Source organism: Luteimonas panaciterrae, from assembly GCF_020511115.1.
Classification (GTDB): domain Bacteria; phylum Pseudomonadota; class Gammaproteobacteria; order Xanthomonadales; family Xanthomonadaceae; genus Luteimonas; species Luteimonas panaciterrae.
The window spans coordinates 638,654-652,201 of sequence record NZ_JAJAVH010000001.1 but is presented as its reverse complement, the minus strand read 5'-3'; the positions used below and the strand labels follow the sequence as shown (position 1 = coordinate 652,201).

Below are 13,548 nucleotides of genomic sequence, written 5' to 3'. Positions count from 1 at the left end.
CTTAGGCCACCGGCTCGATCGTGGGCGCGGCCAGACGTTTCTGGACATCCTCCCGCATCTGGGTGAGATCGCGCTCGGCCTGACGCCGCTTCTCGATGCCCTCCCGATGGATCTCGCGCACGTCCTCGACCGTCTTGATCAACTGGTCATGGACGTATTGCAGAGTTTCGATATCGATCACACCGCGCTGGTTGGCCTTGGCGGTGGCCACCGAATTCTCGTGCAACAGATCGGCATTCCTGCGCATCATCTCGTTGGTCGCATCGTCGATGGCCGTGGCCAGCTCGACCGCGTTCTTCTGTTCGTGCAGCGACAGCTGGATGGCGAAGCTGCGCTTCCAAGCCGGAATGGTGATGTCGCGCACCGCAGCGAACTTCTCGATGAGCAGCATCGCGTTGGCCTGGATGATGCGGATCGTCGGCAGCGACTGGTCGGCCGCGTGCTGCAGAAGCACCAGATCGCCGATGCGCTTGTCGAGCAGGCGCGCCGCGTTGTCGAGCTCCGAGCGGCGCGTGCGCGATTCCGGATCGTCCTTGTCCGCCAACCCGCGCCGCTCCTCTTCGAGAGTGGCCATGCGCAAACGGCCGGCGGCAATGTGTACGCCGAGTTCGTGGCGCTCCTCGCGCACGATCTCGTGCATGCGGTCGAATTCCTTGACGCGCTTGCCCAGATCCTCCTGCTGACGCGAAACATCGCGCATCAACTGCTCGATCTGCTGATTGGTATTGCTGAACTTCTGCACCAGCTCGCCCTTGGACGCCCGCATCCTGTCGATCAAGGGGCCGACGATTGGGAGCTTCGAGCGCGCGCCGAGCTTCTGCAGGTTGAGCGTGCGCGCGATACGCACGACTTCGCCGAGCTTTTCGCCAGTCCCGTCGAGATCGCGGTTGCGCACCTGGTCGAGCAATTGACTGGAAAACGCCGTGGTCTTGGCGGCCACGTCGCGACCGAACCCCTGGATGCCCGCTGGAGCAAGATCCTGCAGCGTGCGGCTGATCTCCACAATGCGCGCGGCATCGGCGGTGGTGAGACCGAGCGCCGTCAATGCGGCTTCGTCCGGCAGGCCCGAGGCGGGCAGTACGACGACGTCCGTGGTGGGCTGGGTCATGGCGGTGGCTCCTTGGGTGTGCGTTCGATGGGTGTCGCGTTTGCGGAAAGTCCGTCTGCGGAAAGGCGCGAGGCAGCGGTGTGCAGCGAGGCGAGTTGCGCGCGCAAGGCATCGCGAACGTCGGCGATCGCGGCTGCACGCTCGCGATCGAGTTGCGCGGCGACGGCTTCGGCGGAAGCACGCTGGCGCCAGAGCGGCACCAGGACGTCGCGCAGCTGTGCATGGCGATCGAGCAGCGCGGCGGCATGGTCGCACACCATGGCGATCTGCGACACGCTCATCCGCCACGAGGCGAGAATGGCGTCGAGGTGCTGCAAACGGCGCTGCCGGGCCGCCTCGCGCTCGGTCGTGGCCGGCGGCGCCGCGCGTTCGCGCACGAGCAGGTCGTTCAGCCGCTCGATCTGTTGTTGCAGGGATGTCGACAGCGCCCTCAACTTGGCCCGACCATCGATGAGCGTGTCGGCGTGCGCCTGTGCCGCCAGGACATGCAACCGAACCCGGCTCTCGACCGAATCCACCTGAGCTTCGGCGACCAGATCGCGGCCGATGAGGCGGCCAAAAACGCCGGCCCGCTGACGGCGGCGCACCGGATCGCCGCTATCGATCGCCGCCAGGACGTTCTCGAGTTCGGCAAGCAATATGCCGGATGGCAGCTCCGCCAGGCGTGCATTGATGGCGGCCAGATCGACAGCGGCGAGAATGTCGGCGCCGATCTGTCGCACGGCATCACGACCGTCGTCTGGCCCGGGCGATATCGCTTGCGAACTTGGCACGTCGGATGTCACGAGGAATCCGCCTCCGAGCCGGCGCCACGCCTCGAGGCCTTGACCGATGCCGCTTCTATGGATGCCGTATCGCCCAATTTTTCCAGGGCTGCGTCGAGCGGAAGCTCCGCTGACGTAGGACGATGCGGTTGTTTGCGCGCACCGGAAGTCTTGGTCTTGGATTCCGCGCCAGTGGCACGGGTCGCATCAACCAACTGCAGCATAGCGGTCTGGATTTTCTGCTGCTGGTCATGGCTGGCGCGCAATGCTTCCAGCAAGGGCTCGACCGCGGCGCGCAAGGTCTGCGGCAAAGCTTCGGCGATGTTCGCCGTTTCCGACGCAGATGTTTCGGACGCAGGCGATGGCCGATCGGCCACGCGTTGCAGCAATGCCAGCAACGCATCCCAAGGTGCCGACGCGGCTGCCGCTGGAGGGACGACAACCGGTGCGGATGGCTGCGCCGCAGCATCACCGATCGCCTGCAGACCGCCGGCGATGTCGGCCAATTGTGCCACCACGCGGCCGCCGATATCGGCGTCGTCGGCCCCCATCGCCTTGTCGCGCAGGAAGTCGCGCTTGATCTGTGCCCAGCGCGCGGCCTCCTCGGCCGTCAGCGTGCCGCGTAGCTCGCCCAGCTTGAGCAGGTTCTCCTCCGCACCCGTGGTCAGCAGTTGCGCTTCACCGAGATAATGATCGCTGATGATCTGTTGCAGCTCGGCCTCGTTCATCACCGGCGAAATCTTCTCGGCGAGTTTGTTCATGTTGCGATAGCTGCCCTGCAGCTTGAACGGCGGCTCGGTGCGGTACTTGTCGGCCTGCGCGGCACTGGCGATGTATTGCTGATTGACGCGGTAGACCACATCGCGCACCTGCATCAAGCGTTGCAGGGTGGCGACGATCTCGTTGCTCTCCGCGCCGCTATAGGCATGACTCAAGCCATTGAGCGAGACTTCCTTGCCCTGCGCCTTGTCGACGAAGAGATAGAGGTCCGCCAGATCGCGCGTGGCCAACGGCGCCAGCACCGGATTGGAGGTGAGGCAGTTCTCGATGTAGCTGAGCGTGAACGCATCTTCCATGCCACCGAGCACGTCACCGAGGTTGTAGATGTCGGCGCGGTTGGCGAGCATGTCCGGAATCTTGAACACCTCACCGGATTCGGTATAGGGGTTGCCGGCCATCACTACACAGAATTTCTTGCCGCGCAGATCGTAGGTCTTGGTGCCACCCTTCCACACGCCCTCGATGCGGCGCGTACCGTCGCACAGCGAGATGAACTTCTGCAGGAATTCCGGATGCGTGTGCTGGATGTCGTCGACATACAGCATGACGTTGTTGCTCATTTCCAACGCGAGGTTGAGCTTCTCAAGTTCTTGCCGGGAAGTGGCGTCCGGCGCCTGCGCCGGGTCGATGGAACGCACGCCATGACCCAGCGCGGGACCATTGATCTTCATGAAGATCAGCCCGAGGCGATGGGCGACGTACTCCATCAGCGTGGTTTTGCCGTAACCCGGCGGCGAGATCATCATCAGCAGGCCCATCAGGTCGCTGCGTTTATCCTCGCCGATCGTGCCGATCTGCTTGGCGAGGTTGTCGCCGATGATCCGCAGATAGACGTCGTTGATGAGCTTGTTGCGCACGAACGAGGTCAGCGGCCGCGCCTTGAACTCCGACAGCCGCAACGCCTCGCGCTCACGCGTGACGACGTCCTGTCGGATCGATTGGTAGCGGCGATAGCCGGGCAGGAAACTGTCACGATGCGCATGCAGGCGCTCGATCAGGTCATCCGCTGCCAGCGTCATGCGCCCGCCCTGGATGCGCGGATGTTCGCCGAGCAATCCTTCAATGGTCGTCAGCAGAGCCGCATCGTTGTTGTGACGACGCAGCGCCGATTCGCTGAGCAGAAGCGCTGCCGCTTCCGGTGCATACGCGGCCAGCGGCGCGAACTGTGCCTGCGAGCACAGCCCTTCCAGCCAATGCAGGGCATGTACCCAACGCGCGGCCGGCGGCAACGCCGTCAACGTGCGCGCGAAGGCGTCCTGAATGCCGGCGGCCGTCAGGCGCGCATGCAAGCCCTCGCGCAACTCGCGCGCGTAACGCGAAAGCATGAAGGCCGACTCGCTTTCATCCAACTCATCGACCAGGTAATCCGCCGCCTTGCGCGCGAGCGCCGGGTCGAAAGCCAGCGCGGTATCCCGGATGTAGCCGCTAATGGCCTCGGCGATCTCCGCGCGCAGCGCTTCGAGTCCCGCGCGCGCGCCGAACAGCTCTTGCATGGCGCTGGCGGCGACGCGCCGTTGTGCCCAGCCACGTACATCCTCGCGCTGCCCATGCTCGACCCAGAACAGCACGGCAAGCGCACGCGCCTTCGGCGTGTGAAGCAGAGCGCCCGCCGCCGCGCGCTGTGCCAACAGCGTGCGCAGGATCAGCGTTGCGTCGTGATCATGGATGCCACGTTCGTAGCCGTCACGATAACGTGGCGCGGCGAATTCGCGCACGATCTTCGCCAGCGCCTCGGGATCGGCGGCCTGACGTTGCAGCAGATCCAGGCTCATGCCGTCTCGTCCCGCTTCAGCGGCATCCAGCAACTGCCCCGCCAGATATTCCCCTCGGTACAGCGTCGGCGACTCGGACTCCAGCGTGACCGGCCAGAATTCGCGCAACCCGGCGAGTTCCTCGCTTTCGAGCGGTTGCATGAAATCGGTGCCGGTGAGATGCAGCGCCAGCGTGTCGCCGCGTGGCAGCAAAGTCAGGTCCAGCGCCTGCGTGTTGATGCTGAAGCGATGACGGCCCAGCTTGATGACGTTACCGCCATCCTCGAACAGATCGGTACGATCGCGCAGGGCACGCACGGACTGATCACGCGCGCTCTTCAGGCGCGCCTCGACGTCGTCGGCCTTGACGCTGTCCTTAAGCGTGCGCAGCCGCTCGGCGAGTTCGCGGATCTTGAGGATCAGCGGATCGCCGGCAAAGAAGGCGTTGAGTTCGTCAGCGTTGGCGAACTTCTCGGTGCGCCGACCAAGGCCGTCGAGAATGCGGTCGGCGGCATCCAGCACGGCCTGCGCCTTGCGCTGGCGTTCGTCGAGCAGCGCCTGTTTGTGCGACTCGAAGGTTTCCAGCAGTTCCTCGCGCTTGCCGAGGATATCGTCGAGGAATTGCTCGTACTCGCCGAACTGGCTTTCTAATTCTTCCAGCTGCACCATCAGTCGCGACAACTGCTCGTCGGCGCGCTCAGGATCGGTGGCCAGACCGAGCGCACTGGTGATCGCCTGTCCGAACAACGCGAACTGTGCGCCGAACTGGGCGACCGCCTCGGCCGAGCCCAGCGTCTTGCGCCGCTGTTCGGCGCGCGCCCTGGCTTGATTGAGACGCGCATAGATGGCCGAGATCGCTTCCACCACGCGCGTGCGCTGCGTGGCGTCGTCGACCTGCAGACCGGCGATCAGTTCCGAGAGCATGTCGAGATCAGCCGACATGGCCTGGAGTGCCTGCACCTGTTCGCCCAGCTGCTTCGCGGTCTGCGCCTGCTGGGCTAGTGCATCCAGCTCCTCGACGCGCTTCGCATACGGCTGCAGCGCCTTGTCGTCGCCGAGGAAGGCGCCCGTGGCCGCACCGATACGCGCGTGCTCGGCCTGCAGTTCGGCGCCCATGACGTCGATCGCGGCGGTGTCGATGTACCGGTATTCGCGGATGGTCAACAGGTGGCCGCGCTGGCGCGTGATGGCGTTGAGCGCCTCCACAAACTCGGACACCTGCATCCAGTTCTCCGGCAGCAACCGGCCCAACAGGGTCTTGTGGTCGGCGCGCGCCTGCGTCATCGCCGCGTCGGACTGACGCCGGATGCTTTCGACCTTCTCGAACTCGTCCAGCACCGACTCGCCGGTCGCACTGATTTCACGCAACAATTTGGCCGCGCCTTCGCAGTTGGCATCATCCAGCCAATGGTGGGCGTCGAAGAGGCGTCGAGTGTTGCGCACGAGCAGCTGATAACGCTGCAGCGACACCTCCGGACTTTCGATCTCACGACCGAGATCGAACAGATTGGAGATGCCGCGCACCAGTTCCGCGTTGCCGATCTTGCCCATAAAGCTGGTGCCCATTGGGCGACTGGCGGCGAATTCCGCGCTGGCGAACGGTGTTTGCCAGACCTGCATCGGATGGATGCGGGTGGCGCCGTCGCCTTCGGCGTGGAACAGCACCATGCGTCCGTCTTGCAACACTGCATGACCGTGGCCGAACAGCGGGTTCTGCAGCTTGCGCTGGATCATGTTGTAGACGAACAGCGCGCTGCGGCCTTCCTCGTGCTCGTAGAAGACGTACATCACGTCCTCGCCGTTGGGCGAGCGGATCGAGCGCTGCAATTGCATGCCGTCCATGCTGGCGTCGAACGCCTTGTGCTCGCCGTTCTGCAGGTAGTAGCCGCCGGGGAAGATGATGCCGTGGTCTTCCGGCAGCTGCACGCAGGCCTGCACGATGGCGTCGTTACGCGTGACCTTGCCGGTCAGGGTGTTGTAGACCAGGCCGCGCCAGACGGTTTCGCGATAAGGCAGCACCTTCAGCAGGATCAGCGAGCCGACGCGGGCGAACTCGAACGCGGCATCGTCCAGCGACTGTGTCTTGTCCTCGACCGGCTCGCTGTAGATGCCCTCGCCTCGTTCGGTGTTGTTCTCGACCTTGATGGTGAGATCACCGCCGCTGGTCTCGACAAAGATCGTGTCGAGGATGTTCAGATGCGGAAAGCGGCCGCTGACCATCAGTTCGCGCGTGGCCCGCGTCCAGGTGAAATCGAACGGCGGCGCCAGCACGAGATCACGCTCGCCGCGCATGTCGATGTAGCTCAGCTCGCCCTGGCTGGAGATCGCCCAGCGGAACACGCGCACGTCGCTGCTGCGCGCACCGATCTGGAAGGCCGCAAGCAGCTTGCTGCCGGCCACGTCGAGCTGCAGCAGGCGCGCATCCTTGTAATAGGCGTAGAGCTCGTTGAAATCACGAACGAATGCCGCATCGCCGAGGAAGCTCGACGCGATCTCCACCGGCGTGACGTCGTAGCCGTCCGCGCCCTCCACCAGCTTGTACAACCCGAACACATCCTCCACGCGGGTAGTGGTCTTCAAGCCGATGAAAACGTTGTAGCCGAACAGCAACAGATCGCCGACCGGCACGATGTCACGGCCGATGCAATTGTTCTCGGTGCGGATGCGCAGGCGTCCGATCGCCTCGAGACGGCTGTCGCCGAATTCCTGCAAGCGGCGCTGGTTGAGCGTGTTGGCCGTCTGCCGCAGGCGCTCGCCCTGCTCGCTCAGCCGGCGGCGCAGGACTTCATAGGCGCCGCCTTGGGCGACGGCCCGGTCAACAGCCTGATTGACTTGTACGGCTTCGGTGGCGGCGTCTTGCGCGACTGGCGTGACGGGTTGCGACATCGTGATACCTCGCCCGATCCTGGGCGGTTAATGAGCGACTGCGAAAAAATCAATCCGGAACGACGGGATCAGGCCTTGGTCGTTCCTGGCGCCTGGATGCCGAACTTGCGGCTGATGTCGGCCAACTGCGCCTGCATCGCCGCGTCGATCTCATGCGGCTGGATGCGCGCGATGATATTGCCCAGCACGCGCAACTCGTTGGCGTCGACCTCGCCATCCTGCTCTGCGATGGCGAGGATCTTGCCGAGTTCGGCCGCATCCAGACGGCCGTCGTCGCTGAAACAATGGATCGAGCGGAAAGCCATTTCCAGGAAATCTCGGTTCTCTTTGCTCATGTCTTGAACTCTCGATCGATAACGGAAGAAGAGACCTGAAGCGCCAAGGGACGCTGACCCGCGGCCGCAATGCCGCGGGTCAGCTCCTCAAGGTTTCAGGCGTGCTCGCCCAGTTCCGGCGCGTCGCGCCCGACCAATGCCTGCGGCTCGCGCGGTTCCGGCTTGGGCACGCGGAGGAAGCGTTCCAGCAAGTCCTGCGCGATCGGGCTCTTGCCGACGAAGCCTTCCACCGCCTTGCCCAGCGACAACGCCTTGGAGAAGCTTTCGAACAAGCCGCCGTCGCCGCCCACCAGATCGATATTGGCGTTGCGCAGCGCCGTGGCGATCACTTCCGCGTTCTCCTTCGACACTTCGCGACCGGCCTGGATCGCCGCCATCGCCTGCTCCAGATGCGTCTCGAGCGTCATGCGGAACTCTTCGTGGCCGCGCGCGTTGTCGCTCAGCGAATCGATCGCGCCGAACTTCGCGGTCAAGCCTTCCGCCTCGGCGGTGAGCTTCTTCACCGTCACGTTGGCTTCGGCGACACCCACCGATTCCACCGCGGAGGCCTTCGCGCGCCCCATCTTCTCCTCGCCCTCGGCCTTGGCGGTGAGATTCTCCGCCAGCACACGCGCCTCGCTGCTGCCCTGCTTGTAGTTGGCCTCGGCCTTGGCCTCGATCACGCGCGCCTCGGCGACACCGACCTTCTCGATCGCGCTCGCGGTCGCCTCGCGCACCTGCGCCTCGGCCAGACCGGGCGCGGCGGTTTCCGCCTTCACGCCTTCGGCCAGCAGCTTCTTGGCGTCGGCCTGCTTGGCGGCCGCGTCCATTTCGGCTTGCGCCAGCGTGGTGAGTTCGACCGCGCGGTACTTGGCCGCCGTTTCCGCGGCTTCCGCTTCCTTGACGGTGCGCACCAGATCTTCCTGCGCCGCGGCTTCGGCCGCGATCACCTTGGCCTGACGCTCGCGCTCGGCCTGCGAGACGGTGCGCACTTCCTTGATGCGCTCCTCTTCCTGCGCCACGGTCTTGTCGATGGCGATGCGCTCGCGGGTGATGTTGGCCACGTCCATCTTGCCGGTCTCGACCACCTTGTCGCGCTCCACGCCCTGCAGCTGCACCTCGCGGTCGGTGGTGACCTCTTCCAGCTGACGCGCGCGCGCCACGCGCTCGGCCTCGATGGCGACGGCGCGCTGACGGTTCTGCTCAGCGACTTCCACTTCACGCTGACGATTCTGGTCGCGGATCTGGATCTGCTCCTCGGCCGCGAGACGTGCCTGCTCGGCGATCAAGCGCTGTTCCTCGCGCACGCGTGCGGTCTCGGCCTCCTCGCGGGCACGGATGGTGTCCACCTCGCGCTGCTGACGCGCCTCGGCCTCTGCCTGTTGGCGCTCCAGCGCCAGCGTGGCCTCGCGCGCCTCGACGTTCTTCTTGGTGATCGCCAGCTTCTCGTTCTGCTCGAGCTCGTTGGTCACCACGTTCTGCGTGGCGGTCAACTCGGTGATCTTGCGGATGCCTTCGGCGTCGAGGATGTTGCTCGGATCGAGCAGGTTCTTCGGCGTCTGCTCCAGATAATCGATCGCCACGTCCTCGAGCGCATAGCCGTTGAGATCGTTGCCGATGACCTTGATGATCTCGTCACGGAACTCCTGGCGCTTTTCGAACAATTCGGTGAACTCGAATTTCTTGCCGACCGTCTTCAGTGCCTCGGAGAACTTGGCGTTGAACAGCTCGTCGACGGCGTTCTTGTCGGAAGCACGATCGGCGCCGATGGCCTTGGCCACGCGCAGCACGTCGGCCTGCGTCTCGTTCACGCGCAGGTAGAAGGCGACGGTGATGTCCGCGCGCATGTTGTCGCGACAGATCAGTCCTTCCTTGCCGCGACGATCCACCTGCAGGGTGATCAGGCTGATGCGCATGTGCTCCGCGCGATACAGCACCGGAATGATCAACCCGCCGGTGAAACGCACCTTCGGCGTGGAACTCATGTCGTTGACGATCAGGGCGGTGCCTTGGTCGACCTTGATATAGAAGGCCTTGAACAGACCGAACAAGCCCAGCATCACGGCCAGCACGACGCCCACTCCAATCAAGAGCGGGAGGACCATGGACAAACTCATTTCAACCTCTCCTTAGTGATCCTACGTTGTAGGGTTGGAACTCATCAGCAAATACAGTTACAGACTTTGGAACTGCTCTTCGGAAATCACCCGATACGCGTGCTGCTTGTCGAGATACTCGATCAGCACCACGCGATCTCCCCGTTTGAAACGACCGGCATCCTGGCATCGGATCTGCAGCACTAGTCCGGCGCCACCGTCATCCACCGTCGCCTGCCCGTAGCCGGCATCGACCGACGGCGTACTGACGATCGCGGTACGTCCCAGGATCGAAGGCTCTTGCGGCGGACGCAGTCGCAACAGCACCCGGCTGAGCGGACGCAACAGCAGCGAGGTCACGATCACACCCGGAATCAGCATCCCCACCGCGACAGCGATACCGATCGGAATGCGCAAGCCGGCCGGCAGATGCTGCAGCAGGAGCAGTTGCACGAAGTACGTGCCAAGCCAGCCACAGAAGCTCAGCACCGTCAGCACGATCATCACCGGAACGCCCGACAATCCCAGCTTCGACACGATCGCCGCGACGGCCCCCAGATCACCGTCGCCATCGCCGCCGAACACGTGATCAGGTCCGTCGAGGTCGACCAGCCCGGTGGCCGCCAACAGCCAGTACAGGACACACACCGTCAGCAGGATGCTGTAGATCAGCGTGGGAAACGTCAGCACGGTTTGCAGGAAAGCGATCATCGAGAATTCCCCGGAGTTGCACGCGGCTTGGCACGGCGTCCACCCGGACGCGAGGTTTCGATCAGGCGCTGACCGACGCGGTCGAGCACGAATTGGATGCGCGCATCGCGGCCATCGATGCCTTCCGCCGCGAGCCGCGCATCCAATTCGGGATCATCCACCGCCGCGAACCCATCAGCGGACATCTCCGGCGCGGGCGCGCGCCGGCGCGCGCGTAGCAGCGATTCGATCGCCGTCTGCGGGCGCGCGACACCGGGTTGACGCCCGACGACGCTCTCCTGCGCCCGCTGCACGGTCTCGGCGGCGCGCAGCGCATCCAGTTGTTGTTGCAACCGGCGCAGACCGTTCTCGCCCTGTCCGATGAGATGCCTCATTTGCGCGATGTGCTCGTCGATGCAGGACAGCGCCGCGATTTCATCGTCGCGCCGCTCCTCGAGTTGCACAATCGCCGTCGCCACTTCGCGCGCCAGCTCGTGTTTTCCGGCCTGCAGACTGGCCAGCGCCTGCGCCTCGCGCTGCGCGATCGCCGCTTCCGCCGCCTCGATGCGTTCCTGCGTGGTGAAACGGTTGGCCTGGAACGCGGCGAGGCTCGCGCGCCACTCGCGCAGGCGCTCGTCCATTCCGCGGATTTCCTCGTCGAGCTCGCGTTGAGCCTGGCTACCGGCGATCGATTCGCCAAGTTCGGCCAGCTGCTCGCGCACACGCCCGAAGATGCGAGTCAACGCATTCATGCCGCGGCCTCCACGGCAAAGACTTCCGGCCGCAGGAAAGGCGTATAGGCTTCGGCCGCGCCGAGAACGTTCTCGGCCAGCGTCTCGATCTCGAACAACACGTTGTCGAGACTGGAGCGCGTATCCAGTGCGCCGGACATGATGTAGCAGGCGACGCCGCCGATGATCTCCACACCCATCGTCGACAGCGGCAACACCTTGTGCGTGCGCAGGACGTGCGCGTTGAACGCGGCCGGGTCCGCCACGTCCTCCACCGGCCACATCAGCGACTCGACGCTGATCTGCTCACCGCTCACCGCGATGAAGATCGGCAGATCGCCGTACTCACGCATCACCAGATGCAGGCTGGGCTCGACGCCTTCCAACAGTTCCAGCACCACCTCGCCCGCCCGCACCGGCGCGGTGTCGGCCAGGGCGGCATGCAGCGAGCGCGTCGTCCAGGCCGGGAAGCCCCCGCCCTCGGCGTGACCAGCCCCCATGCCTCCGGGCTGACGCAGACGGCGCTCGACCATGGCCAGGGCCGGAGCGTGCTGCGGGAGGATCCAGACATCCTTCTTGACGTACCCCTCGCGGCGCATGCGCTCGCGGAATTCGCGGACGTACTCGGTCGACGACCTCGGGCGGGGCGCTTTCATGAAATGAACTGTAAATCTTTCCTGAAATCCTTTCAACTGGCTTGAGCGGCCGCCCGACGAACGGTCATTGGCCCTATCCGGCCTGGCATTACGGAATTTCGGCCACTCCGTCGGGCAGCCAATCGCTTTCAGGTAAGGGCCGGCAACGGCGAGAACTTCGGCACCCCGGCCTCTCCCCTCCAGCTTCGATCACCGTCGTGTGCCCAGCCGCTTATGAAACGCGACCGCACCCCGAAACACCCCCGATCGCCTTTGCGGCATGATCCGCCCTCGCCAAACAAAATTTTGGGCCGCGCCGGCAGGCACGACCCTTCATCTAACAGATCGGCGGGTGCCACCTCGCAGCGGCGCCCGCTCTTCACGGGCATTGCTCAAAGTCGCGTGATGCGAATCCAGTTGATGTTCCACCCGCCCTGCTGCGCGTAGAGGCCGAGGTTGTAGGTGCCCGCGGCGACGGTGACCGTGTGCGACACCGTGGCCCAGTTCTGCCAGCCGCCGGTCGCTGGCACCTGTACTTGGCCCAGCAGGATGCCGCCGGCGTTGAGGTCGAGCGATAGTGTGCCGCCGCTTGGACTCGCCACGCGGTACTCGATCCGATAGTTGCCGCTGGCGGGGAAAGCGATGCCGTTGTACGCCATCCAGTCGGCGGTCTCGATCCAGCCGACGTTGGAACCACCTTCCGAGCAAGCCTCCACCTGCACGCCGCTCTGCGCGCTGAAGCTCTCCGCCTGCAGCGTAAGCGACCACGGCTGGCTGACGCGCGCGACCACAAGCGAGGTGGCGCGATCGTTGAAACCATCGCCGACCAGGCATGCGGTGTCGGCGGTCTTGGTGACACTGGGGCCGGTGAAGTTGTCGTCCTGGTACAGCGTGACCTGATAGCCAGCGTTCACGCGCAGCGACGACAGATCGTCGTTCCGCACGCCCCGCGCCTGCAACTGCGACAGCGTATAGCTGCCCTCGGGCAACGCCACGCTGTAGCCGCCGTAGTTGCAATCCTGATATGCACTGGCAACGCCGGTCGCGCCACCGCTCGCGGTGTATACGCGCACGTAGTCCACGTACATCTTGGCCGGCAGCTGGCTCTCGTCGACGTTGAAGCCCGGCCAGTTGCCGCCGATGGCGAAGTTCAGCAGCAGGAAGAAGTCACGATGGAATTCCTCGGTGCCGTTGATGCCGTTCTGGATATTAGCCTCGTGGAACTTGTTGCCATCGACGTACCAACGGATCGCGTTCGCATCCCATTCCACGGCGTATACGTGCCAGTCGGCGACACCGATCCCGGTGTTACCGCCGTACTGCGCGTAGTTGCCGTTGTGATCGCGCCAGTGGATGGTGCCGTAGGTGCGATCCTCATTGTTGACGTGCTCCATCACGTCGATCTCGCCGGAATCGGGCCAACCCAATTGCGGCAGATTGGCGCCCAGCATCCAGAACGCTGGCCATGCGCCCATGAACGAAGGCAGCCGCATCCGCGCCTCGATGCGGCCGTACCTGAAGTTGCGAATACCTTGCGTCTTCATCCGCGCTGACGTGTAGCGGAACCCGCCGAAATCCTCGCGCTTCGCGGTGATGACCAAAGCATTGTTCTCTATGCCGGCATTCTCGCGCCGGTAGTACTCCAATTCGTTGTTACCCCAACCACTCGCACCGTTGCCGGTCTCGAATACCCAGTCCGATCCGATCGATCCATTGAATTCGTCGCTCCACACCAGTTGCCAGTTCTGCGCCCAGGCTCCGCTGGCAAACACGGAAGCCATGAGAAAAACCAT

At 64.3% G+C, this 13,548-nt stretch carries 9 protein-coding genes; all 9 read right to left on the bottom strand.

Going from position 1 to position 13,548, the window contains the following annotated elements; genetic code table 11:
* Position 1: 1 nt before the first annotated feature.
* Positions 2-1,108, bottom strand: coding sequence for a toxic anion resistance protein (locus LG367_RS02890; RefSeq protein WP_226467703.1), 1,107 nt, complete (start codon positions 1,106-1,108; stop codon positions 2-4).
* Positions 1,105-1,830, bottom strand: coding sequence for a hypothetical protein (locus LG367_RS02885; RefSeq protein WP_226467702.1), 726 nt, complete (start codon positions 1,828-1,830; stop codon positions 1,105-1,107). The genes LG367_RS02890 and LG367_RS02885 overlap by 4 nt, the downstream gene beginning before the upstream one ends.
* A gap of 59 nt (positions 1,831-1,889) precedes the next feature.
* A complete protein-coding gene (locus LG367_RS02880) occupies positions 1,890-7,289 on the bottom strand; it encodes a DNA repair ATPase (protein WP_226467701.1) in 5,400 nt (1,799 codons plus the stop codon).
* Positions 7,290-7,357: 68 nt separating this feature from the next.
* Complete coding sequence (locus LG367_RS02875; RefSeq protein ID WP_226467700.1) at positions 7,358-7,624, bottom strand: hypothetical protein; 267 nt, start codon at positions 7,622-7,624, stop codon at positions 7,358-7,360.
* A gap of 95 nt (positions 7,625-7,719) precedes the next feature.
* Positions 7,720-9,708 (bottom strand): flotillin family protein, encoded by a 1,989-nt coding sequence (locus LG367_RS02870; RefSeq protein ID WP_226467699.1) that lies wholly within the window; start codon positions 9,706-9,708, stop codon positions 7,720-7,722.
* A gap of 69 nt (positions 9,709-9,777) precedes the next feature.
* Positions 9,778-10,410: an OB-fold-containig protein gene (locus LG367_RS02865; protein ID WP_226467698.1), complete on the bottom strand. Its 633-nt coding sequence runs from the start codon at positions 10,408-10,410 to the stop codon at positions 9,778-9,780.
* Positions 10,407-11,141, bottom strand: a complete 735-nt coding sequence (locus LG367_RS02860; protein WP_226467697.1) for a PspA/IM30 family protein — start codon at positions 11,139-11,141, stop codon at positions 10,407-10,409. The genes LG367_RS02865 and LG367_RS02860 overlap by 4 nt, the downstream gene beginning before the upstream one ends.
* Positions 11,138-11,776, bottom strand: coding sequence for a YjfI family protein (locus tag LG367_RS02855; RefSeq protein ID WP_226467696.1), 639 nt, complete (start codon positions 11,774-11,776; stop codon positions 11,138-11,140). Before LG367_RS02855 ends, LG367_RS02860 begins: the two co-directional genes overlap by 4 nt.
* 371 nt (positions 11,777-12,147) lie before the next feature.
* On the bottom strand, positions 12,148-13,536 hold the full coding sequence (locus LG367_RS02850) for a carbohydrate-binding protein (RefSeq protein WP_226467695.1): 1,389 nt from the start codon (positions 13,534-13,536) through the stop codon (positions 12,148-12,150).
* Positions 13,537-13,548 lie beyond the last annotated feature (12 nt).

Bases quoted from the DNA above. Each gene is read 5' to 3' on its own strand.
- LG367_RS02870 (WP_226467699.1), bottom strand. From the start codon at position 9,708: ATGGTCCTCCCGCTCTTGATTGGAGTGGGCGTCGTGCTGGCCGTGATG.
- LG367_RS02880 (WP_226467701.1), bottom strand. From the start codon at position 7,289: ATGTCGCAACCCGTCACGCCAGTCGCGCAAGACGCCGCCACCGAAGCC.
- LG367_RS02865 (WP_226467698.1), bottom strand. From the start codon at position 10,410: ATGATCGCTTTCCTGCAAACCGTGCTGACGTTTCCCACGCTGATCTAC.
- LG367_RS02855 (WP_226467696.1), bottom strand. From the start codon at position 11,776: ATGAAAGCGCCCCGCCCGAGGTCGTCGACCGAGTACGTCCGCGAATTC.
- LG367_RS02875 (WP_226467700.1), bottom strand. From the start codon at position 7,624: ATGAGCAAAGAGAACCGAGATTTCCTGGAAATGGCTTTCCGCTCGATC.
- LG367_RS02860 (WP_226467697.1), bottom strand. From the start codon at position 11,141: ATGAATGCGTTGACTCGCATCTTCGGGCGTGTGCGCGAGCAGCTGGCC.
- LG367_RS02850 (WP_226467695.1), bottom strand. From the start codon at position 13,536: ATGGCTTCCGTGTTTGCCAGCGGAGCCTGGGCGCAGAACTGGCAACTG.
- LG367_RS02890 (WP_226467703.1), bottom strand. From the start codon at position 1,108: ATGACCCAGCCCACCACGGACGTCGTCGTACTGCCCGCCTCGGGCCTG.